Below are 23,317 nucleotides of genomic sequence, written 5' to 3'. Positions count from 1 at the left end.
TAATAATTACCAAAATCAATAGCCACAAGGATTATACCGGGATGAACCGGCGAATCGGGCAGACCAAGCCAGCCTGTTTAATTTTGCTCAGATACTTCCTTAATAATAGCTTCAACTCTCTGATGCAATGTTTCATAATCTGAGTACCCGCGGGAAACGAGATAGAATTTAGCGTCTGAAACCTGCATCAGCACGGCGGGGAAACCTGTTACCTGCAATTGTTTGCAGAGTGCGAATTCGTACTGTGCCTTCTCTTTGTAGGTATCACTTTTCAGTTTGGTGTAGAAGTCTTCCGCAGGGATCTGGTATTTTTCGAGCAGATGCCTGTAGGCTTCGTTATCGGTGAGATCGCGGCCTTCCATATGAAGGGCGTATTGAAGATCGGATGCGAATGCTACCTGCTGATCGGGATAATATTCTTTGAAGATGCAGAGCGCAATGGCAGGCTTCAGCGAGTTGGGGAACCAGTCGCTTTCGTTGGGATTGAGGATATGCCAGAGCCAGTCTTCTCCGAATTTGATGCCGGTTCTTTCTTCCACCACTTTGTAGGCGTTGGCAATGTATCCGGCTGTAACGCCGATGTGGCGTGGTTCTTCGGGGAGGATCATTCCACCGGAGAGTACTTCAAAATGGATCTTGTCTTTATAGGTGTCTGCCAGCTTGCTGATAACAGGGCTGAATCCGTAGCACCATCCGCAGTAGGCGTCGTAGCAATAGTAGATTGTAAACATAAGGATGCAAAAATACGAAAATGTGTGGGGCGTATGTCTCAGCTAACCAAAAGGTAAGCATGGAGGGACATTTTGGGGAGGATGTTATGACCTGAAAACCGATAACATGGATATGGTAAAAATATTATCGCTTATATATTTCTGTTAGTGTCTGTTCAAAAACCCTCCGGATTTTCTGTTTAACTTTTTGTTGATCTGAGTCAAAGAGTCTGCACAATGATAAGGGGCATTATTTCCTCAATCTGAACCGTTTCGGGTATTTGTTTCACAAATATTTGATATATCTAAACAGTTTTAAAAAAAGCGTTTATACCTGCGCGAAAAATTTCATTTGAGATATTTTTCTTCGTAACTATATATCGACAATCAATTTCCATATCCCGAAAAGCATCATCTTATGAAGCCAAAACTCTACTTCTGGCGGCATGTGCTCACCCTTATGGCACTTGTCGGATGTTCAACCCTTGCAACCGCACAGCTTAAGATCGGCGACAATCCCACTTCAATTCAGAAATCAAGTATTCTGGAGCTGGAAAGCACCAGACAGGGTTTGCTGCTGCCGCGACTGGCTGATACGGCTGCAATCAATTTGTTGAACCCACCAGACGGGATGATCATTTATCTCAATCCCGACAAAAGTCTTCGTCTGCGCAGCAACGGCAGCTGGGTAAAAATTGCCGATCTTGGCTCTGCTACAGCCAACTGGAGCCTCACAGGTAACACGGGAACCAATCCCACCACAAACTTTATCGGAACAATCGACGGACAACCGCTGGTAGTGCGAACCAACAATGCAGAACGTTTACGTGTAGACGCTGCGGGCAATGTTGGTATCGGCACCAACAATCCTACAGCCAAACTGAATGTAGACGGAACAGTGAAACTGCAAAACCTGCCGGCAGGCACCAATGAACTCGAAGTATTGGTGATTGCCAACGACGGATCGGTTTTGAAAAGGACCATTTCGTCTTCCACATTCGACAATGCCATTCGCGCAATCAACGGCATTCAGAAGCAGACGCTCAGTCTTACCGCGCAACCCAGCACTGTAACGGATACCGTGCAGGTAGAGAACAGGGTGGCAGACAGTACCATTGCCATCAATCTGCCGGTGCAGAACGGATCATCTGCTACCAAGCCATACGGGTTTCTCACACTGGCCGACTGGAATAAGATCCAGAGCGCGGTGCAGACCATCACCATCGGCGCAGTAGCCACTGTACCCAATGTAAATGGTGCGCATATCGATAGTACCGGTGCGGGAACGAGGCAGCTGGTGCTGCATCCTGCTGATGCTACCAACCCTGGTATCGTAACAGCCACCGCACAAACATTCGGCGGCGACAAAACATTCAACAACAACCTTACTGTAAACGGAAACACCACGCTGAACAATCTCGCCACCAACTCAACGGCGGATTCTGTACTGGTAGTAACCAATGGACTTGTACAGAAAAGACAGGTGAGTGCGTCAGCCTTCGGAAATGCCATACGAAGCATCAATGGCAACAGAGATTCGGCACAGAAGATTGCATTCCGGAATTCAGGAACTGATCTGCTGGTAACTACCAACGGCACAGACAGCATCCTGCTAAATGTTCCGGATGCCAGCCCAACAGCGAGAGGTGTAGTAACGCATACGGCTCAAACCATAGCAGGTACAAAAACCTTTCAGGATAGTACCAAGGCTGCCACTTCACTGATAGTAGGAAGCAACGGCAACGCCAATTCTACCACACAGCTTACAGGCTCGTTATCTATGGGTATCCGCACAACCACCAGCAGCGGCTCTATCACTGGAACCGACAATACTGTATTGGCCAATACCAGCAGCGGAGCCATCACACTCACCTTGCCTGCACCTTCCGGGCTCACGGGCAGGATTTATACTATCAAAAAGATAGGCAATGGCGGAATAGACAATGCGCTGACCATTACACCAACCTCAGCCACCATCGATGGTGGAACCAATTACATCATTTACAACGACTGGACATTTGTTACCATCCAAACCGATGGCAGCAACTGGTTCATCATCAAAAAGTAATTTGACTGAGGTAAAAGCTCCATTCCTATGATACAGAAGCGGTATGTGATAACGGGTACATTCCTGTTATGCTGGTGCTGCACATTGGTGGCACAGCAACTGAAGCTGGGCACAAATCCCACTACGCTTACACGCGCGGCGGTGCTGGAGTTGAGCAGCAGCAATCAGGGACTGCTGTTTACCAGGCTATCCGACACGGTGGCCATCAATACCTATACGCCGCCGGATGGGACAGTGATTTATTTCACACCAACCAATCAGCTGATGATCAGAATCAACAGCGCATGGCAACCCATCGCGTCAGGAAAATCTGCAGCAGCCAATGCCTGGAGTACAGCAGGCAACAGCAACGGAAGCATCAAAATACTCGGCAACCTCGATAATTTTGATCTGCCCATCTACACCAACAATGCAGAACGGATGCGCATTTCCAGTGCCGGCAATGTGGCCATCGGAGCAACCAGTTTCGATGCTACTTATCCGGAGAAACTGCTGATCAATGCAGGCTCAACCACTTCCGTGAATGCTTTGTATGCGAAGGGGAGCATCAATAATTATTTTCAGATCAATATTCAGAATCAGGCGAGCAGTGCCAAAGCAAGTTCGGATATTGTTGCCACGGCTAATAACGGTACCGAGACCACGAATTTTGTGAATATCGGTATCAATGGCTCAGGATGGGTGGTTAGTCCTTCCAACAATATCGGAACAGGGCAAGCGAACGATGCTTACCTGCTTGGTGCAGGCAATGATCTTTACATTGCGAATAACAATACTACCAAAAGCATTCTGTTTCTTACCGGTGGTACGCAGGCTGCGAATGAAGCTATGCGCATTACATCCGCAGGAAACGTAGGCGTAGCCACTACTTCGCCCGCAGCAAAGGCAGACGTGAACGGCACATTCAAACTGGGAGCGAAAGGCAATGTGAATAAGAACCAGATCAGTTTTGCAGGAAGCATTCCGGCAAACTCCAGCATTCCTGCGGCATCACTTGTGATACTGGGTGTTTCCTATGCGCCGGGAGTGCCAACTACTGATTATGTATTTAACGTTCCTGCGGCAAATGCCCCCACATCAACACAGGCCACTGTTAGTGTTTCGTTCGGGCAAGATCTTCCTGCCAACTGTGGAGTAGCCTTTGCGCGTCTGCTGCTGAACGGCAGTACATATCAGGTAAAAGTCCGGATTCATAACTATGGAACGAGTACGGCAACGTTCTCTGCCGCCACTCCGGTTTATATTACTATCACAGAATTCTGATGAAGCCACTAACCAGACATATTTTTCTGCTGCTGATATTGCTGCTCTGCCAGGCTGCAATATGGGCGCAGACTGGTTTTTATGTTCCTCCATCGGCCCGTATCTTTTTCACCGGAGACAGCGCTACCATTTTTTCCAATGTATTGAATGAAGGAAAACTCGGCATTGGCAAACCCGCCGTGGTGAACTTCAAAGGCAAACACTGGGAGAATAGCAGCAGCGCACTGATCACCGACGAAAGCAACAGTGGTGACGGCGTTAACGGAACAGGGGGGTGGATCCGCTTCATCAGCGACTCCGAACTCCAAACACTTTTTGCGGGGTTCAACGCTGTAACACGCACGGGGTCAGCATTTTCAAAGCTGGAGCTGTTGAATCCATTCGGAATGCAGCTCACCGGAAGCAGTGCTAAGATTCTTTCAGAACTGAAATTTTCCGGAGGATTATTCTATCTCGGCAATAATGTGCTGGTAGTAGGAAATGGCAACCCCGGCATCATCAATGGCTATAATGCATCGAGATACCTCGTTACGGCAAACCTGCCCGGCAATGGAATATTGCTGAGAGAAAATATCACTTCATCCGATGGAACCGTAGTTTTTCCAATCGGATCTAAACCCAATGCTTATACGCCCGGAGCTATTCAAAGCAAAACAACCGCAGGTGATGATTATTATATGAGCGTATTCGATAGCGTGAAAGCAGATCTTACATCGGGTATGAATCTGAAAGATTCCACTGTGAATAAAACATGGGAGATCGGAAAGATCAATCGTCCGGGCATGGATGAAGCAGATATCTTTTTACAACACCTGATCAATGATGAAGGCAGCTTTTTCCAAACACGCAGATCAGCTACTTACATCTCACGATACAACGGCCAGTACTGGGATACAGCCATGCCACAGACCTTGCCTGTTGCCGGTTATCTCACAACCGGCCCACCACTTGCCGATGCAGGTGTGAACAGCAGAACAGTGAACGGATTGATCGGCAATGCATCTTTCTTCACAAAATTCACCGGCATCAACAAACCATTGCCGGTAGAAACAAAGGTATTGCTGAATGCCTTCCGCACAGACTGGAACAAGGTTCGCGTATACTGGACCACCAAACCTGAAATTGATCAGGATTATTTTGTGGTGCAGCGGAGATTATCCAACGAAAGCGAATTTCATAATATCGATACCGTGGCTTCCAAAGCGCCCAACGGCACCAGCATCGATTACCTCAACTATATGATGATGGATAACAACAGTTATGCAGGCATCAGTTATTACCGGCTGCTGCTGGTGAACCTGCGCGATGAAAGGGCTTATTCCAATATGGTTTCGGTGAAAGGCAAACCCGGAGATTATCACCTGATGTTATGGCCTAATCCAACACGTGGACAATTCTTTGTGGGCATCAGCGGAATGGCTGTAGTGAAAACAATTCTCATTACCGATATGCTCGGCAGAAAACTGAGAGAAGAAGCGGTGGGAGAAAGAACAGTGGTAGAAATGCAACTCTACATACCCGGCACTTATCTGATTACCTTCATTGGAAATAACGGCGCAATACTCGAAACGAAGAAGCTGATAGTTCAACCTTACTAAAATATCGAAGGGCAGCACCATTGCTGATACTGCCCCTGAATAATGATGATGAAAAATATATGCAGAATGAATAGTGCCGAAGCGCTAATTCACTTCCATTTCACCTGTGAGCGAATTTTTGCGTAATCCTTTTTTCACTTTGCCTGCCAGATCACCTGCGGCATCTTTGATTTTCTTTCTGGTGTCTTTTCCACTGTTTGGAGCGAACAAAAGTCCTGCGATAGCGCCAACTGCAGCAGCAGCTACCATTCCAATAACAACATGCTTTGCTTTCATAACGTATTGTTTTATGAGTGATAGAACTTATTTCTGAAGTAAGGTAGCCAATTTCTGTGCCAACCGGGATCACTCACATTAAAATGACATGAAGATGGCCGCAATGGCACCTAAGCCCTTGAAGGTCTGGATCGTTCGCCACCTCCACCTGAGCGACCCCCTCCGCCACCACCGCCTTCGCGGTGTTCAGATCTGCGTTCAGGAGGGCTGAACTGGCGTCCTGACTCACGTTGCGGTGGAGAATAACTTCTGTTGGGTCTGTCGTTTCCACCACGATTGTAGTCGCGTTGTGGCTGAACAGGACGCTCATATTCTCTGCGTACCGGCTCACGATTTCCCGACGGAGGTGTTACCGTGCGTGGGCGTTCGTAGTTGCGGCCAGGTGTTGATTCATCTCTACGTTCGCTTCGTGGATTGTAGATTCTTTCCGGACGACCATTATTGTTTCCGTTGTTATTTCCGGGGGGTGTTTCGCGAGGATTGTTGATACGGCCGGGTCTGTCTTCCCCTCTGTTGTTATTGTTGTTGTTAGGATTGGTCCAGGTTCTGTCGGGCCTCGAATTCCAGTCTCTGTTACGCGTGGTAGGCCAGTCGGTTCTGTTAGTGCGATCGAACCTTCTGTCGATATTACCACGACCATTATTGTTATTGAAACGTGGATCGTTGCCGCGGTTGTAATCGCGGCCTCTGTCCGGACGATTCATTCCATTGTTGTTATTATATCTGCCGGGGTTGCTGGTATAATCCCTTCGATAGTTGTTATCACGATACACAGGAGTGTAGCGGCGATTGTCTCTGCTCACAACATCTCTGCGATAATTGTAGATATTGTTGTAGTGATTGGCGTGAGTGATGTAAGTTCTTCTGCTATCGTAATAACGATTGCTGTAATAGCCATAGTGCCTGTAGCTGTAAGGTCTGTAGCAATAGGGTGCGCGATAGTAACGTGGTCCCCACCAACCGCCACTCCAGTAATTCCAGGGAGAGTAATTGCCAAAGCCAACCCCTACATTAAACCATCCGGCATTGAAGTTGAAGCCGAATCCCCAACCTACCCATGGATTGTACCTAACACGGTATCCCCATGTTGAAGGGCGTGGATAATAATAATGACGATGCCATGGACGGTAATAATACCCTGTGCCATATACGATGGTTGGTCCGTAGATGAATGCATTCAGGTAACCGGGCGTATATCCCATGTACACGTAGTCGGGCGAAACATCGTAGATGTACACATATTTCAGGTTATACACGGGATAACTGGGAGGAATAAGCGCCACACTTACAGGTCTGGAAGTGGCTACCACCCAGGGTCCTGTGGGATAGGCTGCCTCGAACCAAACACCGTTGTCAACAGAATAATATCTTCCTCTGTATTTGAGAACGGAAGCGCCGGTATTGGTGGCGTACATGAGATCGGTACCGTCGATGGATTCGAACTCAGGCGTACCATCGTACTCAATTTGCGCGCGTGCTTTCTGACGCTCTACTTTGGCAGTTTGAGGAACCTGTGCTTCCTGCAAAGCGTCCTGGGCTGCATCGGTACCGGCAACGCTGGCCAGTACATTGTCTTTAGTTGATCCTTCACGGATCTGCGCGAAGTCAGCAGGGAGGTTGTCTGCAGGCACATAATTCCAGGTACCGTTGAGGCTGGAACTTTTGAACCATCGACCGGAAATAAGCACATAGTAATTCTGACCGCTGATGTCCATGAATATGTCGTCGTCAGAGTTGGTAACGTAGAGCAGATTGGTGCCCTCAACCGGTGAGAAATTGGCGTCGCCACGGCTCTGTACCAGTTCGGCAGGTTCGGTGCTTACGATAATTTTATAGATGGTGTTCTCATCCTGCTCCATTGCTTCGTTGTTGTCGGAGTCTTTGTCGGCGTTTTTCATCGCCTCTTCGATTTTGCGAAGGTTGGGAGAGATGCTGTTGGTGATATTGTATGGTCCGTTTACGGTGGGCGCCATGTACCAGTGTTTGCCGCCGTAGAGATAGATGTTTCCGTTGTTCTTTACGATGGTGAACGGTGTGTTTACAACGGCGTCCACACCCCAGCTGTCGTTTCTTTTGAACTCAGGTTTTCCGTCGATCAGCACCAATACCGATGGAGCATTGGAATAGATCAGTTTGGGAGGTTTGTTGCTGATCTGAGAGCTGAGCTGCTTTTGCTGGGTGTTGAGTTGCAGGGACTGCTGCAGCTGATCTTGCTGGAAATTGATTCCCAGAAATTTTATCTGCTGTTCAATGGTGTTGCTGATCTCTTCGAGCTGATCATCTTTGATGTCTTCGGGAAGTTTGATGCTGTTGATATTAGCCGATTTCACCATTACCTGATTGCCGAATGTTTCGGTGGTGGCGGTGATCCAGGCCATCCCGAATACCGGGTCGGACTTGCCGGATTCCGTAACAGAAATGGCTGCTCTGGCTTTGAGGGTGTTATCGGAGAATGATTCCGGTTGCCATTCGTAGATCTTGACAGTAGCGCCATTGGTAGCTACTGTTTTAGGCCAGGAGCCCTGGGCCATCGCCGGCTGGATGATGGCAACCAGCCCCAGCGCACAAAGGAATGAATAAAGGACCTTCATACCGGGTAAATTTAGGTTTTGGGAATTCCACATGAAGTTTAGACGGAATTTGGGGTAAATGTTTAAGATCAGTTAATCATAACCTTGTTAAAACTTCCTGCTAAACGAATGCGGTTTACTGTTATTATCAACAGCAACAAATTAGACGCCGGAGACTGTTAGGGGCTTGTAAATTCAAGCCCCTGATAATGTAAAGGAATGTTAAGTATTTGAAACTGATTAGTGTGCTTCGAGCCAGTTCTTTCCGCCTCCGATCTCGGCTTCTACCGGTACTTCGTTGGGGAGAGGAAGTGCGCTGCGCATGCACTCCAGAATGATAGGTTTGATGATATCCACTTCGTCGAGCGTGGCATCGAAGACCAACTCGTCATGCACCTGCATGATCATGGTGGATTTGAATTTGTGTTTTTTGAACTCGTGGTGCAGTTTGATCATAGCCAGTTTGATCATATCCGCTGCAGTGCCCTGGATGGGTGAGTTGATGGCGTTTCGTTCAGCAAATCCTCTTACGGTGAAGTTGGAGGAATTGATGTCCCGGAGCCAGCGCTTTCTTCCCATGAGGGTTTGCACGTATCCGTTCTCGCGGGCGAAGTTGATGGTATCATCCATATACTTCTGAATATTGGAGAACTGTTTTTTGTAATTGTCGATGATCTCTTTGGCTTCGGTTCTGCTGATGCCAAGGTTGTCGGCGAGACCGAAGGCGCCCTGGCCGTAGATGATACCGAAGTTTACGCTCTTTGCTTTGTAACGCATTTCTTTGGTTACATCTGCTTCAGCAACGCCGTACACTTTTGCGGCAGTAGCGGTGTGAATGTCTTTGCCGAGTTTGAAGGCCTCGCACATGGCAGGGTCGCCACTGATGGCAGCAACAATGCGCAGCTCGATCTGCGAGTAGTCGGCAGAAAGCAGAATATGTTTATCGTCTGTCGGGATGAATGCTTTGCGGATCTCCTTGCCTCTGTCTGTACGAACAGGGATGTTCTGGAGGTTGGGGTTGTTGCTTGCGAGACGACCAGTTACGGCAACCGCTTGCGCATAGGATGTATGCACCCTACCTGTTTTGCGATTGATCATTTGCGGCAGCGCATCCACATAGGTAGAGCGAAGCTTGGTGAGTTCGCGATAGGCAAGTATGTCGTCAACGATCTTATTCTCGCCGGCGAGCTTCAGCAGCACGTCTTCGCCGGTAGCGTATTGTCCGGTTTTGGTTTTCTTCGCTTTGGGATCGAGCTGCAGTTTCTCGAAAAGCACTTCGCCCAGTTGTTTGGGAGAACCGAGATTGAATTTAACTCCGGCCTGCTGGAAAACATTTTCTTCGGCCTGTTTGGCTTCTTTATCGAGTTGTATTGAATAATCTTTGAGGAAGTTTTCGTCGATGCGAACGCCTGCGTATTCCATATCTGTGAGCACTTTCACGAGTGGATTTTCTACTTCGCCAAACACTTTTTCAACATCCTTTGATTTGAGCATCGGCGCAAACACCTGCTTCAGCTGAAGCGTAATGTCTGCATCTTCGGCGGCATATTCGGTGATCTTGCTCAGTTCCACATCGCGCATATTGCCCTGTGTTTTTCCTTTCTTACCGATGAGCTCATCGATATGGATGGGTTCGTAGCCGAGGTATTGTGCACTGAGTACATCCATGCTGTGTTTGCCATCCGGCTCGATTACGTAATGGGCGAGCATAGTATCGAAGATATTTCCCTTAAGTTCGTAGCCGTACCATTTCAGTACGAGCATATCGTATTTGAGGTTCTGGCCTAACCAGATGATGTTTTTGTTTTCGAAGAGCGGCGCGAATTTTTGCAGCAGTTTTTTCGTTTGTTCCTGATCGGGAGGACAGGGAACATAGTAAGCTTCGCTTGTTTTGAAGCTGAAGCTCATGCCTACGATCTCTGCGTCGTTGGCGTCGAGATTGGTGGTTTCGGTGTCGAAGCAAATTTCGGATTGCTCCATCAATTCTTTGATGAGTGTATCGATGGCTGCATCATCCGTGATGGCGCGATACTGGTGCGCTGTGTTGGCAATGCTTTTTCCTGCGAAGATGGCGTCGGTGGTTTCCACACGGTCTTCATCGGAGCCGGCTTCTTCTTTCTTTGCTTTTCCCTTTGCGGGCGCAGTTTCCATATCATTTCCGAAAAGATCTTTCTGCACACCCTGCGGTTGGCCACCTGGCACAATGTTGAAGCTTTCGCCAAGAATGCGCTTGCCTACTGTTTTGAATTCGAGCTCGGTGAAGATCTCGGTAAGCAATTCTTTATTGATCTCTTTTACTTTGAAATCGTCTTCATGAAATTCAACTGGCACATCGGTAATGATGGTTGCCAGTTTTTTGGAGAGGAGGGCGGCGTTCTTTCCGTTGCGTACTTTTTCTCCGAGTGCACCTTTTATTTTGTCTGCGTTTTCGAGTACATTCTCAAGTGTGCCGTATTCTGCGAGCAGTTTGGCGGCAGTTTTTTCTCCTACGCCTGCTATGCCTGGAATGTTGTCAACGGCATCGCCCATGAGGCCGAGGATATCGATCACCTGATGCACTTCTTTGATATTCCATTTCTCACAAACTTCTTTGGGACCGAGAATCTCTGCATCTCCGCCCTGATAGCCAGGTTTGTAGATTTTGATGTTTTCTTCAACCAGCTGGCCATAGTCTTTGTCTGGTGTTACCATAAACACTTCGTAACCTGCTTTGGCGGCTTGTTTGCTGAGGGTGCCGATAACGTCATCGGCTTCATAGCCATCGAACTCGATCACGGGGATATTGAATCCGCGGATGATTTTTTTGATATCCGGAAGTGCGGCTATGAGATCTTCGGGTGCATCCTGCCGGTTAGCTTTGTATTCTGTGAATTCGGTATGTCGTTCAGTAGGGGCCGATGTATCGAAGCATACGGCCATATGGGTTGGTTTCTGATTATTGAGCAGATCGAGCAGGGTGTTGATGAAACCAAACTGTGCGTTGGTGTTCTTACCTTTTGAAGTAATCCTTGGATTGCGGATCAGTGCATAGTAGGCACGGAAAACGAGTGCCAGCGCATCGAGAAGAAATACTTTTTTACTCATGCCGCTAAGTTAACAACAAAGCAGTTCCGACGGAACAGGTATTTGGCGATTGGAGAGACGAAGAGGCAGAAACGGGTGATGAAGGGGGATCAGGCAATAAATTCTTCCATATTTTCAGGAGAAATCACCTTGGTTTCTGATCCTGGATAATTTCCTGTAAAGGTTTCGGGAAATCTTGGTTTTTCTGTTTTGCTCCATTTGAATTCAAATGCATGTAGCTTATCAGAATCCTCTTCAATGAGATCAATTTCCTGCTGTTGTGTGGTTCGCCAGAAATATTGTGAAACATTCAGGTTATGGTATCGGCAATATTTCATTCTTTCCGACATCAGAAAGTTCTCCCATAAAGCTCCGGTATCGGTTCGGGATGTTAAGGGTTTGAAATTATTGACGATGGCGTTACGAATTCCACAATCATAGAAATACACTTTTTTCCCTTTTTTGATTTCATTCCTCACATTTCTGCTGAATGCAGGCAAGCGAAACAACACAAATGCTTTTTCAAGCAAATCGATGTATTTGTCAACTGTTTTATTGTCTGATCCAATTGTTTGTCCAATTTCCTGATAGCTTATTTCTGATCCAACCTGTAGTGCCAGTGCTTTCAGGAGTTTTGCGAGTTGCATTGGTTTCTTGATCTGATCGAGCATAAGCAGGTCTTTGTACAAATAACTATCTGCAAGTAATCTCAGTAGCTCATGCGCTTCTTCGGGTTTTGTTACGATTTCAGGATAATATCCATATATCATTCGCTGGTGAAGAAGTCTTTTCTCAGTGATCAATCCATGATGATTTACCATTTCTTCAAAGCTCAAAGGGTACAGCATGTATTCGTATTTTCTGCCCGTGAGCGGTTCGTTTACCTGGCTGGATAATTCAAATGCAGAAGACCCGGTGGCAATTACCTGCACATCTTTTATCTGATCGGTTATCTGTTTAAGCGTAAGGCCGATATTGGAAATGCGTTGTGCCTCATCAATAAACATCAACTTATTGCTACCGATGTAAGATTTTAGTTTTGCAGCGCTGGTATTGGTGAGCAGTTCTCTGGTATCAGCATCGTCTCCATTCAAATACAACATATCACGGTTCTTCAATATTTCTTCCACCATCGTGGATTTACCCGATTGTCGTGGGCCGAATATCAAAATAGCTTTTCCTTTAAAAAGCCTGGATTCGATGGCGGTTTGAAGAACTCTGGTTATCATATTGTGGGATTCTATTCCTATAAAATTATGATATTTTTGGAGTGAAATCCGAGAATATTATGATTTTGGACGTTTTGCTCTGAAAAAAAACGACAATACCGCGTTATCTGGTTGGGACACAAAAAAACGCCAACCGTTACGGTCAGCGTTCAAATTCGGTGTGGCGGTTCCTGATCCGGTTATCCTACATTCGGAGCATTCACTTTCTGTGTGGGAACATTGGTGTATTCGCGATACTGTTTCAATTATTGTTTCATTTCCTGGAGTTTTTTCTGCAGGGAAAACATTTCGTCGCGAAGTCGGGCTGCCTCCATGAAATCCAGATCCCTTGCGGCTTTTTCCATTTCCTTCTTCAGTTTTCCTACAGCTTTTTCTATCTGAGGAATGGTGTGATATTCCACTTGTTCTTCTGCCGCTGCCGAAACTCTTACGATGTCTTCGCCAGGCATAACGCGAAGCGGACTGTCGGGATCGTACCCTTTGATGTCAACTACAGAGGTCTGGGCCATCACCTGTTCTTTGGACTTGGTGACTGTTCTTGGCGTGATATTATGTTCAAGATTGTAAGCGATCTGTTTTTCGCGGCGGCGGGAGGTTTCGTCCATCGTTCGCTGCATGCTTTCGGTGATCTTGTCGGCATAGAAGATTACGAGTCCGTCTACGTTACGGGCTGCGCGTCCTGCCGTTTGGGTCAATGAGCGTTCGTTGCGGAGGAAGCCTTCTTTGTCTGCGTCGAGAATGGCTACCAGCGAGACTTCCGGGAGATCGAGCCCTTCTCTGAGCAGGTTAACTCCCACCAGTACATCGATATCGCCGAGCCTGAGCTGGCGAAGGATTTCCACGCGCTCCAGTGTATCCACTTCACTGTGGATGTACTTCGATTTGATATTGATGCGGTGCAGGTATTTGTCCATCTCTTCTGCCATCCTTTTGGTGAGGGTGGTTACCAGCACACGGTCTCCTTTCTTAACGCGCTTGTCTATTTCGTCGAGCAGGTCGTCGATCTGATTAACGCTTGGGCGAACTTCGATGGGCGGATCGAGCAATCCTGTCGGACGGACCACCTGTTCTGCAACTACGCCGCCGGTTTTTTCCAGTTCGTATTCGCCGGGAGTGGCCGACACATACACTACCTGATTGGTGAGCGATTCAAACTCGTGGAAGTTAAGCGGGCGGTTATCCATCGCCGAAGGAAGCCTGAAACCGTAATCAACCAGCACCAGTTTGCGGCTGCGGTCACCACCGTACATGCCGCTGATCTGCGGAATGGTCTGGTGGCTCTCATCGATGATCATGAGATAATCGTCGGGGAAGTAATCGAGCAGACAGAATGGGCGTGTTCCCGGAGTTCTTCTGTCGAAGAAGCGGGAGTAGTTTTCTACGCCGTTGCAGTAGCCGAGTTCGCGGATCATTTCAACATCATAATTCACGCGTTCACTCAGGCGTTGCGCTTCGATGAACTTGCCCACCTGTTTGAAATATTCAACCTGCCTGTGGCTTTCATCCTGAATTTCGTAAAGGATCTGCTGAATAATATCTTTTGGTGCCAGGTAAAGATTGGCAGGGAAGATGGCTGCTGTTTCTTTTCCGGCGATGCGTTTGCCGGTTTTGATATCGAGCGTTTCGATGGTTTCGATCTCATCTCCGAAGAAAGTGATGCGAAGGCCCTGGTCGAGATAGGGCAGATTGATATCAACAGTATCTCCTTTCACGCGGAAAGTACCGCGTGTAAATTCAAGCTGGGTGCGGTTGTAGAGCGCATTAACCAGCGAGTGAAGGAAAGCCTGCCTCGAAATGGTTTGTCCGCGGTTGATGCGAATGATACCATTTTCCAGTACCTGCGGATTACCCATACCATAGATACAGCTCACGGATGCAACTACAATGATATCGCGTCTGCCGGAGAGCAGTTCGGAAGTGGCGTGCAGGCGGAGTTTATCCAGCTCATCGTTGATGCTGAGATCTTTTTCAATATAGGTATCAGACACAGGCATGTAGGCCTCCGGCTGATAATAATCGTAATAGCTCACAAAGTAACCAACGGCATTGTCCGGGAAGAACTGTTTGAACTCACCATATAGTTGGGCCACCAGTGTTTTGTTATGTGTTAGCACCAGGGTAGGGCGTTGCACATTCTGAATCACATTGGCCATGGTGAAGGTTTTACCACTTCCGGTAACACCCAGTAAGACCTGGGATTGTTCACCTGCGAGGATGCCTTCGGTCAACTGACGGATGGCTCCCGGCTGATCGCCCGAAGGAGTAAATGGATTGTGTAAGTTGAATGCCATAATTTAAAAAGGATAACCGGCAAATTTACGGCCAATGGCCTTATTGCCGGGTGTATGGAATCATTAACAAACTCAGTCGATCTTTCGTTTAAGGTATCCTGAATAATCAGGGATAGTGCAGAGATATTCACTCTGCATCAGGGGAGATGTCAGTACAAAGTCAGCAGTGGAGCGATCGCATGCCATGATGCAGTTCCATGCCATGGCAATACGCAGCAAGGCTTTAACGTCACTGTCGTGGGGCTGTGCTTCCATGGGGTCCCAGAAGAAGATGAGGATATCGATCTCTCCTCCGGCAATCATGGCGCCGATCTGCTGATCTCCGCCGAGTGGGCCGGAGAGGAATTTTTTAACAGGCCTGTCCAGCTGATCTTCCAGCAGTTTTCCTGTGGTGCCTGTGGCTATCAGTTCGTGTTTGGAGAGTACAGTTTTATTGAACTCGGCCCATTCGATGAGGTCTTTCTTCTTATTGTCGTGTGCTACGAGGGCGATGCGTTTTCTTATTTCTAAACGTCGGGTCTTGATCATGCTTAAAGGTAGTGATAACGGGCTTTTTGAAGAAACTTTAACGTGTGCTCCAAAAATTTTGCTGTTGTTGCTTCGTTTTTCAACCACCTGGGCACGGATATTGTAAATATGCTGTTCCTGAAAATTGAAAAACACTTTGATGCTTAAAAATCTGATATTCCTGTTTTGCGTGTTGTGCGGTGGATTATCCACGGCATGGGCGCAGGCTGATACCACATCGGAAATACAGGATCAGTCGGATGCATCTTCTTCGCAGGTTACCAATCTTGTGGCTACCGTAAAAGAAAAAACAAGGGTTTTGCTTAACTGGCGCCTGCCGAAGAACGGAAACAGAGAGTTTGTGTCAGTGGAGAGAAGTGCGGGCGGGAAAGATTTTGAAATGGTGGCACTGTTGAAACAGCCGGAAACGGGCGACTGGTACGAGTGGGTGGATGATTCCCCTGCGAAGGGCCGCAATGCTTACAGAATTAAACATGCCGGTAAAACGGGTGTGGAACAATATTCTCTGATTGCCAGCACGATGGTGGCCGGCGATATCTCCTTCAAATTTTACCCCAACCCTGTAGACAATATATTAATTGTACGTACCGAAGACCCCATCGATCTGCAGGTGCTCGATGGCAATGGGCAACTCCGCCTCAGCCAGAGCAGAATTCAGGGGCTGCAAACCATTAATGTTACATCCCTGGAAAAGGGTATTTACCTCCTTCGCTGCACAAACCGCGTAACCGGAACCGTAACACAGGAAAGGCTGCTGAAAAATTGATTTTAGTCAATTCAAACAGGGATTTTACCGATTACCACAAAATGGTATTGCAGAAATGGATTTTCACCCTTATTTTTACCTCGGTTTTTCATAGGATATTGGATTTTAAAGCGGGGTTGAATGTCTATTCAGACCCCTTTTTTATTTCCTTTACTTTCTCTAATTTTAGTACAGATTTTCCCTTCCATAGCTCCGAAACATAGAACAGTGCTGCATTTTGCAGCTTACCCTGATGTACATGCGATAAATATTACCTGTTTCCTGAACAACGGCAGAACAGATAGTTTGCTGTTTACCGGTATCAGGTAGCAATACCCTTTTCCTTCGGGAAGTATTCAAAATTTGCTTATTACATTAAAATTCCTGCTATATGAACAGAAGAAATTTTCTATTTCGCACGGGTATGATAGCTCCTGCTGTTTTAATGATGCCAGATATGGTAGTGGCAGAAATTCAATTGGATGATGCAGACATTTTATTGGTGCAGGGAATGGGAACCAAAACGGCTGGTGTAACCGATTCTTTTCTGAAGAGTGGGGGGAAGGTGAAGGAAGTAAAGTTGGGACAGCTTGAATCGGTGAACTGGAATGGACAAAGGTTCACGGCCACCACCAGGGGAGGAGCAAAAGTTACTGCAAAGAAGGTGGCGTTCAATACTGCGTATATGATAGACCGTGAGCGTTCGATGGTGCTGTTTCCATCTCTGTCGAAAGCGTTTGAAGTTTCTTATGCTTCGGAGGGAATTAAGGATGCGCCTGAGTTCTGGGCTATGCCTTCTAAAATGATTCGTCAGGAGAATGCAAAAGGTTTTGTTCAGAAGAAAAAACCGGCATTCATGTGCGTAAGTGCATAAGCCGGGAAAAAGAACCTCCGGGAAAAATCGGTTAGGGATAACAGGCAGAACAGCTGTTTGTTTTGTGCCTGTAAACCAGTGTCAGGCCTTACTCTATCATAGGTTTCAAGAGAGTTCTATAAAAAAGAAAAACCAGCCAAAGAATTGGCCGGTCCTACTATTTACTAACCCATCATAAAACTATCTTTTGAATGCAGAGTTGATGGGATGCTTACGCATTCTGCATTTCCTTAATCTTTTCACGGATCTTAGTTTCGATCTCGTTGCTCAGTTCAGGATTGTCGATCAGCAATTGTTTCACTGCATCACGTCCCTGTCCGAGTTTATCGCTATTGTAGCTGAACCAGCTACCGCTTTTATTTACGATTCCTAATTCCACTCCCATATCGAGGATCTCACCAGTTTTGGAGATACCTTCTCCGAAAACGATATCGAATTCTGCTGCGCGGAATGGAGGAGCTACTTTATTCTTAACCACTTTTACTTTCACACGGTTACCGATTGCTTCATCACCATCTTTGATCTGAGCCATGCGGCGGATATCAAGACGAACAGATGCGTAGAACTTCAGGGCATTACCACCGGTGGTTGTTTCGGGGTTACCGAACATTACACCGATCTTTTCACGCAACTGGTTGATGAATATGCAAATGGTATTGGTCTTATTGATCGTTGCTGTGAGTTTACGAAGCGCCTGAGACATCAGACGTGCCTGAAGACCCATCTTGCTGTCGCCCATTTCACCTTCGAGCTCACCTTTTGGTACCAGCGCAGCCACAGAGTCGATCACCACAACATCGAGTGCACCGGAAAGAATCAATCTGTCTGCAATTTCGAGTGCCTGCTCTCCATAATCAGGTTGAGAGATCAGGAGATTGTCTACATCTACTCCCAGTTTGCGTGCATAAGCGCTGTCGAATGCGTGTTCCGCATCGATGATGGCACACATGCCACCTTTTTTCTGTGCTTCTGCAATTGCGTGTATGGCTACGGTTGTTTTACCGGATGATTCAGGACCATAGATCTCAATGATACGCCCCCTCGGAAATCCGCCGATACCTAATGCTGTATCGAGACCGATTGACCCGGTAGATACCACTTCATGCGGATCCTGGGATTTTTCATTCATCATCATTACACTTCCCTTACCAAAGTCTTTCTCGATCTTATCAATGGTGAGTTTCAGTGCTTTCAGTTTGTCGTTGTTTTCAACGCCAACGCTGTCCTTCTCTTTAGCCATAATGGGTAGTTTTTTAGTATTGTTAGTAGTTATTAGTAGAGTGCGATATTGTATGTCAAATGTAGGGGAAATTTCCGGATTACAAACTAATTATTTTAGCAAAATGAACTAATTTTTTTGGTGGCGTTTTTTTTGCCTGATCCTGAATAAAATATTTACGGTAGTATTTCGTTTGTGCAGCAGCAGAAATTATCCAGTGATTAACCGTACCCATCATATGATCATCACTTCTAATAACTCTTCCAATAAAAAACCCCACCGCTTGATGTGGGGCCCTGGAAATAAGCGTGAACCTGATCTCCAGATAAAGGTATAGGCTGATAACACATGCAAAGGGATAACAATTCCAAATGCCCGTCAATACTACTTTGTGGTAGTTTGAATACCCCTATGCACGCGCATTAAAAAGAACTTAAAAACAACACTTAACTAATTGTTTAGTAACTAATTTATCTGCTTCATTTACCTTTGGAACCCCAGTTAGGCATGAAGCTTGCTAAAAGCATAAAAAGAAAGGCAATTGCAGCAATGCACGGATGGATGTATATTTCTCAATCAAATCAATTTATATGAAGCCCAGTCAATTCTTATTAGTAGCAGTGTCCCCTATCCTCCTTTACTCTTGCGTAAGTAAAAAGAAATTCGCGGCTGAACAAGCCAAAGTTGCACAGCTCACAGAAGCTAATGGTAAATTAACCAACGATCTCAAAGGTTGCGAAGACCTGAAAGCAGAAGCTGCACGTAAAGCTGCAGGCCTGCAAACTGAAATCGATGGCCTCAACAAACAAATCGCGTTCCTTAAAGAAAACAATACTACTGCCCTGAAACAACTGCAGGATCTCTCCGTGATCTCCAGCTCTCAGGCAGAAAGCATTCGCAAGTCTCTGGACAATATCGGCGCTAAAGACGCTTATATCCAAACGCTCCAGCAGTCTATGGCTAAGAAAGATTCACTCAACATGCAACTGGTGATGAATCTGAAAGGCGCTATCGGCAACCTGGACGATAAAGACATCAACATCAAAGTTGACAAAGGTGTTGTTTACATCGACATCTCCGACAAACTGTTGTTCAAAAGCGGAAGCTATGATGTAACCGATAAAGCAAAAGAAGTTCTCGGCAAAGTTGCAACTGTACTGAAAAATCAGCCTGATATCGAATTCATGGTTGAAGGTCATACAGACAACGTAGGTTTCTCAAGAGGCGTTCTCGTAGACAACTGGGATCTGTCTGTAAAACGTGCTACCTCTGTAGTTCGCGTTCTGCAAAACCAGTATGGTCTCGAGCCAGCTAAGATGACCGCTGCCGGTCGCTCTGAATATGTACCTGTTGGTGCAAATGATACTGTAGAAGGTAAAGCTGCTAACCGCAGAACCCGTATTGTGATTCTGCCACAACTGGATCAGTTCTTCAAACTGCTCGAAAAGAAAAACTAATCTTTCGAAGGGACATCAATTAACTCTTATACGCAATTGGCCGGCTGTTCGCAAGAACAGCCGGCTTTTTTTATTTCTGAAGTATCTGATTCAATATCTGATGGAGATTCACCTGTTCCAGCGGATGCGGGGTTCCCGGCAAAATACAGAGTGAAGCCGTTGCTGCCGGCAGTGCACGATACACGCCAACCGTTTCTTCGATACTCACCATTCTGTCTCTGTCTCCCACCATTACCAGTACAGGTATGTTTATTTGCGGATAATCTTCCATGCCGAGCGCATTTCGGTTACCCAACGCATGAAGCAGCTCCGCTACTTTTTTCAATGTTAGTTTCCAGTCTCCGGGCGCATGCAGTTTTGCCAGCTGCGCTGCAAATGCCGGAACTTTCGCTTCGATCTTCTCCGCATCGAAATTCTTTCCCTCCTTTGCTGCAATCTCAGGGCTCCATTCGTATTTGGTGGCAAGCGTTATCAGCCGGCTGATCTTCCCCGGATAATGCCGCGCAATATACATGCCTACATAACCACCGAGACTGTAACCGAAAACGATGGGCGATTGCAGCTGATGCTGTTCGAAATAATCCAGCACCTGCTGTGCAAACATTTCAATGGAGAACGGTTCGTCCGGCATTGGCTCTCCGCCATGTCCTTTTAAATTGAAGTAATGAACTTTGTAATCCTTACCGAGCGCATCGGCCAGCGGCTTCAGTTGCGAAGCTGCACCAACAGCGCCATGAAGCAGAACGATTGTTTCCATAATAATATGTATGATTGTTCTGCACGTTCCGGTTATTTGCGGAGCCGTGCTTCTTCCAGATCCAATTCGTCTTCGCGCTTGCGGAGCAGTTCATCTGCATATTGTTTTTCGTGCCGCATTTTATTGAGCTCCATCCGGCGTGCATGCACCAGCTCCACCAGCATTTCGCGATACTTGTGCAGAAATTCGGGTCGCTTGCGCAGTTCTTCTTCTTTTTCAAGTTTGCCTGCTGCGATCTCCGCCATTCGTTTGTAACGATCTTTCAATCTGATGAAAGCCTCTATGGAATTGGCTTCTGCCGCATAATTGGTTTCCATATGGCTCAGCGCTGCATTCGCCAGGCGCAATCTGATTTCCTGCTCCTGCGCATGTTCATCTTCCGACACTTCAATTTTGAGTGCCTTCAGCAAGAACGGAAGGCTGAGGCCCTGTATCACCAGCGTAACCAATATCACACAAAACGTAATAAATAATATGAGGTTACGGAATGGAAAACTATGTCCATTTCCAAGTGCCAGCGGAATCGATAATGCTGCTGCCAGCGACACTACGCCACGCATTCCGCTCCATGCCACCAGAAACACCGGTCTCCAGCCTGGTCTTGGTTCTTTTGTTTTGATTTTTTTGCTCAGCACTCTTGGGAGATAGGTGGCAGGATAAACCCAAAGTATGCGGATAAGTATGGTAACCACGCTGATCACTACTGCATACTTGAAACTCTGCATCATGGTGTTCTCTTCCAATCCGGCTACAATGCCCGGCAGTTGGAGACCTATCATAATAAATACCACACCATTCAGCAAAAACACGAGTGTATTCCAAACGCTGGTGGTTTGTATGCGGGTATTGTAAGAAAAGATCTCGTGCGATTTTGAACTCATGAACAATCCACCTGCCACTACAGCCAATACTCCGGAAAAATGAAAATGCTCTGCGGTGATGTACATCAGATAAGGAGTGATCAGGGTAATGGCTGTATCGATACTCGCGTTGGTTGGCAGAAAGCGATGTATGAGGTATTCGATAAATGCAATAGCCAGTCCGATGGCAATACCCATCAACGATACCCAAACAAACTGAGCGCCCGCTTTCCACAATATGAATTGTCCGGACATAATGGTGGCCAGTGCAAATCTGAAAACGATGAGTGAAGACGCATCATTCACCAGACTCTCGCCTTCGAGAATGGTGATCACGCGCTTGGGTACTTTCAGACCCTGCAATACACTCGTTGCTGCTACTGCATCGGGAGGCGCAATGATGCCGCCGAGCAGAAAGCCCATCGCCAGTGTAAATCCCGGGATCATGGCTACGGCAGTGAAGGCCACTGCCGCCGATGTAAATATCACCAGCCCGATAGATAATAATCCGATCGGTCGCCGGTTGGTCCAGAAGTCGTTCCAGGATGTGTACCAGGCAGCCGAATATAATAATGGAGGAAGAAAAATAATGAACACCACTTCCGGTTCGAGGCTTATCTCCGGAATACCGGGAATAAAACTGATCAGCAATCCGGCGATTACCAAAAAGATGGGATAAGAAATTCGCAACTTCTCACTCAGCATCGCTAACATCGAAACAACAAAAAGCAGGGAAAGTATCAACAATACATGGTTCTGCAGCATGGCACAATTTATAAAAAATTTCAATGGAAGAAAATCAACAACTGTTGTGGAACGATCACAACATGGGAAACAAAATCAATAGTACCCCTAACTGACTTTGCTGTAATCTGAACCTGCACAATTTATTTACACACCGATAATCTGTGGAATCAGACGGCTGGCAACAGATTTGAAAGCCAATCCGAAACACGAGTATGAAAAGACTATGGTTATTGGCTTTACCCGTAGCAGTATTTGCATCCTGCAATGATAGCAGCAACAGAGAAATGGAAAACTCCGACACCACAACTATTCAGCCTCAGGCAGTGGATACCACGCTGAACCATCCCGGAGATTCTGCGAGAACGGATACCATTCGCATGGATACGAGTCAGCGGAGCATGCCGGCTGATACCACAAAATCCGGCAAACGAAAAAAATAAGCAAATCAGCATATTATTGTTGAACCAGCAACAGTACAAAGGCCGTCTGGCAATGTCAGACGGTTCTTTCTGTGTTTCGCCCCATGGCAGCAATTTTGAATGCAGTTTCTGAAAAGCTATGCGCACTATTCTTATTGGTGTGTGGCTGATGATACTGCTGATTGCAGCTACACCGCGAAACAGCGAAAACATCCGTTCTGCAATTGCTCCAATTGAAAAGGAGGCAGTTGCAGATACCATTTTCTCCGGCGAGTGGTTCTTATTGCCTGTTCTGCCTTCCGATACTGCAGCTGGAGAATTCCCTTCTATCCGGTTCAATGCAAAAAAAGGCCACTTCACCGGACATACCGGATGCAATACCATGGAAGGGGAATTTGCTTACACTGACAGCACATTGCAGTTTGGAGAACCGCTTCGGCTCTCAAAGAAAGTGTGTACCGGGTATAATGAAGCTGCTTTCCTCAGAAACTTCCTTCGCACCAACCGGTATAGTTTCAGAGACTCGATGCTGATCTTCTGGTTCGATCAGACCGAGCTGATGCGCTGGACGAGAAAACCTGAACGGACGCCAGTGATCAAACGCGCCTGAACATAATGCTAATAATAGTTTGAATGGATACGT

At 46.7% G+C, this 23,317-nt stretch carries 18 protein-coding genes; 8 read left to right on the top strand and 10 right to left on the bottom strand.

The genetic code is table 11. The features are described from left to right. Nucleotides 1-77: 77 nt before the first annotated feature. Nucleotides 78-731 (bottom strand): DsbA family protein, encoded by a 654-nt coding sequence (locus tag HHL16_RS03605; protein WP_169423773.1) that lies wholly within the window; start codon nt 729-731, stop codon nt 78-80. A gap of 397 nt (nt 732-1,128) precedes the next feature. On the opposite strand from HHL16_RS03605, the gene HHL16_RS03600 reads away from it, so the two are divergent. The 3 genes from HHL16_RS03600 to HHL16_RS03590 are packed head-to-tail and all read left to right on the top strand — an operon-like array spanning nt 1,129 to nt 5,639. After that, a complete protein-coding gene (locus tag HHL16_RS03600; RefSeq protein ID WP_169423772.1) occupies nt 1,129-2,778 on the top strand; it encodes a hypothetical protein in 1,650 nt (549 codons plus the stop codon). 27 nt (nt 2,779-2,805) lie between these two features. Next, a complete protein-coding gene (locus tag HHL16_RS03595; RefSeq protein ID WP_169423771.1) occupies nt 2,806-4,041 on the top strand; it encodes a hypothetical protein in 1,236 nt (411 codons plus the stop codon). Then, complete coding sequence (locus tag HHL16_RS03590) at nt 4,041-5,639, top strand: T9SS type A sorting domain-containing protein (protein WP_169423770.1); 1,599 nt, start codon at nt 4,041-4,043, stop codon at nt 5,637-5,639. The genes HHL16_RS03595 and HHL16_RS03590 overlap by 1 nt, the downstream gene beginning before the upstream one ends. An 84-nt stretch (nt 5,640-5,723) precedes the next feature. On the opposite strand, the gene HHL16_RS03585 is transcribed toward HHL16_RS03590, so the two are convergent. The 6 genes from HHL16_RS03585 to HHL16_RS03560 all read right to left on the bottom strand — a co-directional run bounded on the left by HHL16_RS03585 (nt 5,724) and on the right by HHL16_RS03560 (nt 15,596). Continuing rightward, nucleotides 5,724-5,915 (bottom strand): YtxH domain-containing protein, encoded by a 192-nt coding sequence (locus HHL16_RS03585; protein WP_169423769.1) that lies wholly within the window; start codon nt 5,913-5,915, stop codon nt 5,724-5,726. Between the two features lie 110 nt (nt 5,916-6,025). Beyond that, complete coding sequence (locus HHL16_RS03580; protein WP_169423768.1) at nt 6,026-8,506, bottom strand: hypothetical protein; 2,481 nt, start codon at nt 8,504-8,506, stop codon at nt 6,026-6,028. 219 nt (nt 8,507-8,725) lie between these two features. Next, nucleotides 8,726-11,569, bottom strand: coding sequence for a DNA polymerase I (gene polA, locus HHL16_RS03575; RefSeq protein WP_169423767.1), 2,844 nt, complete (start codon nt 11,567-11,569; stop codon nt 8,726-8,728). Nucleotides 11,570-11,658: 89 nt separating this feature from the next. Further along, nucleotides 11,659-12,777 (bottom strand): ATP-binding protein, encoded by a 1,119-nt coding sequence (locus tag HHL16_RS03570; protein ID WP_169423766.1) that lies wholly within the window; start codon nt 12,775-12,777, stop codon nt 11,659-11,661. A 245-nt stretch (nt 12,778-13,022) separates the two neighbouring features. Next, nucleotides 13,023-15,068: an excinuclease ABC subunit UvrB gene (gene uvrB, locus HHL16_RS03565; protein WP_169423765.1), complete on the bottom strand. Its 2,046-nt coding sequence runs from the start codon at nt 15,066-15,068 to the stop codon at nt 13,023-13,025. 72 nt (nt 15,069-15,140) lie between these two features. After that, a complete protein-coding gene (locus HHL16_RS03560) occupies nt 15,141-15,596 on the bottom strand; it encodes a methylglyoxal synthase (RefSeq protein ID WP_169423764.1) in 456 nt (151 codons plus the stop codon). Nucleotides 15,597-15,735: 139 nt separating this feature from the next. Here HHL16_RS03560 and HHL16_RS03555 point away from each other — a divergent pair, with 139 nt between their 5' ends. Then, the gene (locus HHL16_RS03555; protein WP_169423763.1) at nt 15,736-16,362 is read left to right on the top strand and encodes a T9SS type A sorting domain-containing protein; all 627 of its coding nucleotides are present in this window, start codon (nt 15,736-15,738) and stop codon (nt 16,360-16,362) included. Between the two features lie 370 nt (nt 16,363-16,732). After that, entirely contained in the window at nt 16,733-17,215 is a 483-nt protein-coding gene (locus HHL16_RS03550; RefSeq protein ID WP_169423762.1) for a hypothetical protein, read from the top strand. Between the two features lie 211 nt (nt 17,216-17,426). Here HHL16_RS03550 and recA read toward each other — a convergent pair whose 3' ends face one another. Then, the gene (recA, locus tag HHL16_RS03545; protein WP_169423761.1) at nt 17,427-18,455 is read right to left on the bottom strand and encodes a recombinase RecA; all 1,029 of its coding nucleotides are present in this window, start codon (nt 18,453-18,455) and stop codon (nt 17,427-17,429) included. A 569-nt stretch (nt 18,456-19,024) separates the two neighbouring features. On the opposite strand from recA, the gene HHL16_RS03540 reads away from it, so the two are divergent. After that, on the top strand, nt 19,025-19,891 hold the full coding sequence (locus HHL16_RS03540; protein WP_169423760.1) for an OmpA family protein: 867 nt from the start codon (nt 19,025-19,027) through the stop codon (nt 19,889-19,891). Between the two features lie 70 nt (nt 19,892-19,961). On the opposite strand, the gene HHL16_RS03535 is transcribed toward HHL16_RS03540, so the two are convergent. After that, nucleotides 19,962-20,648, bottom strand: a complete 687-nt coding sequence (locus HHL16_RS03535; RefSeq protein ID WP_169423759.1) for an alpha/beta hydrolase — start codon at nt 20,646-20,648, stop codon at nt 19,962-19,964. 32 nt (nt 20,649-20,680) lie between these two features. Beyond that, the gene (locus tag HHL16_RS03530; protein ID WP_169423758.1) at nt 20,681-22,273 is read right to left on the bottom strand and encodes a Na+/H+ antiporter; all 1,593 of its coding nucleotides are present in this window, start codon (nt 22,271-22,273) and stop codon (nt 20,681-20,683) included. A gap of 194 nt (nt 22,274-22,467) precedes the next feature. Here HHL16_RS03530 and HHL16_RS03525 point away from each other — a divergent pair, with 194 nt between their 5' ends. Together HHL16_RS03525 and HHL16_RS03520 are read left to right on the top strand one after the other, a co-directional pair. Continuing rightward, on the top strand, nt 22,468-22,695 hold the full coding sequence (locus HHL16_RS03525; RefSeq protein ID WP_169423757.1) for a hypothetical protein: 228 nt from the start codon (nt 22,468-22,470) through the stop codon (nt 22,693-22,695). A gap of 118 nt (nt 22,696-22,813) precedes the next feature. Continuing rightward, nucleotides 22,814-23,284, top strand: a complete 471-nt coding sequence (locus HHL16_RS03520; protein WP_169423756.1) for an META domain-containing protein — start codon at nt 22,814-22,816, stop codon at nt 23,282-23,284. The last annotated feature ends 33 nt before the right edge of the window (nt 23,285-23,317 follow it).

The organism is Pseudoflavitalea sp. G-6-1-2 (assembly GCF_012927185.1).
Taxonomy (GTDB): domain Bacteria; phylum Bacteroidota; class Bacteroidia; order Chitinophagales; family Chitinophagaceae; genus Pseudobacter.
The sequence above is the reverse complement of the archived record's forward strand: the minus strand, read 5'-3'. Positions and strand labels throughout refer to the sequence as shown.

Excerpts from the sequence above, each read along its gene's own strand:
- HHL16_RS03570 (WP_169423766.1), bottom strand. The coding sequence starts at position 12,777 with ATGATAACCAGAGTTCTTCAAACCGCCATCGAATCCAGGCTTTTTAAA.
- HHL16_RS03595 (WP_169423771.1), top strand. The coding sequence starts at position 2,806 with ATGATACAGAAGCGGTATGTGATAACGGGTACATTCCTGTTATGCTGG.
- HHL16_RS03580 (WP_169423768.1), bottom strand. The coding sequence starts at position 8,506 with ATGAAGGTCCTTTATTCATTCCTTTGTGCGCTGGGGCTGGTTGCCATC.
- HHL16_RS03550 (WP_169423762.1), top strand. The coding sequence starts at position 16,733 with ATGAACAGAAGAAATTTTCTATTTCGCACGGGTATGATAGCTCCTGCT.
- HHL16_RS03555 (WP_169423763.1), top strand. The coding sequence starts at position 15,736 with ATGCTTAAAAATCTGATATTCCTGTTTTGCGTGTTGTGCGGTGGATTA.
- HHL16_RS03605 (WP_169423773.1), bottom strand. The coding sequence starts at position 731 with ATGTTTACAATCTACTATTGCTACGACGCCTACTGCGGATGGTGCTAC.
- HHL16_RS03525 (WP_169423757.1), top strand. The coding sequence starts at position 22,468 with ATGAAAAGACTATGGTTATTGGCTTTACCCGTAGCAGTATTTGCATCC.
- recA (WP_169423761.1), bottom strand. The coding sequence starts at position 18,455 with ATGGCTAAAGAGAAGGACAGCGTTGGCGTTGAAAACAACGACAAACTG.
- HHL16_RS03600 (WP_169423772.1), top strand. The coding sequence starts at position 1,129 with ATGAAGCCAAAACTCTACTTCTGGCGGCATGTGCTCACCCTTATGGCA.
- HHL16_RS03560 (WP_169423764.1), bottom strand. The coding sequence starts at position 15,596 with ATGATCAAGACCCGACGTTTAGAAATAAGAAAACGCATCGCCCTCGTA.
- HHL16_RS03590 (WP_169423770.1), top strand. The coding sequence starts at position 4,041 with ATGAAGCCACTAACCAGACATATTTTTCTGCTGCTGATATTGCTGCTC.
- polA (WP_169423767.1), bottom strand. The coding sequence starts at position 11,569 with ATGAGTAAAAAAGTATTTCTTCTCGATGCGCTGGCACTCGTTTTCCGT.
- uvrB (WP_169423765.1), bottom strand. The coding sequence starts at position 15,068 with ATGGCATTCAACTTACACAATCCATTTACTCCTTCGGGCGATCAGCCG.
- HHL16_RS03520 (WP_169423756.1), top strand. The coding sequence starts at position 22,814 with ATGCGCACTATTCTTATTGGTGTGTGGCTGATGATACTGCTGATTGCA.
- HHL16_RS03540 (WP_169423760.1), top strand. The coding sequence starts at position 19,025 with ATGAAGCCCAGTCAATTCTTATTAGTAGCAGTGTCCCCTATCCTCCTT.
- HHL16_RS03530 (WP_169423758.1), bottom strand. The coding sequence starts at position 22,273 with ATGCTGCAGAACCATGTATTGTTGATACTTTCCCTGCTTTTTGTTGTT.
- HHL16_RS03535 (WP_169423759.1), bottom strand. The coding sequence starts at position 20,648 with ATGGAAACAATCGTTCTGCTTCATGGCGCTGTTGGTGCAGCTTCGCAA.
- HHL16_RS03585 (WP_169423769.1), bottom strand. The coding sequence starts at position 5,915 with ATGAAAGCAAAGCATGTTGTTATTGGAATGGTAGCTGCTGCTGCAGTT.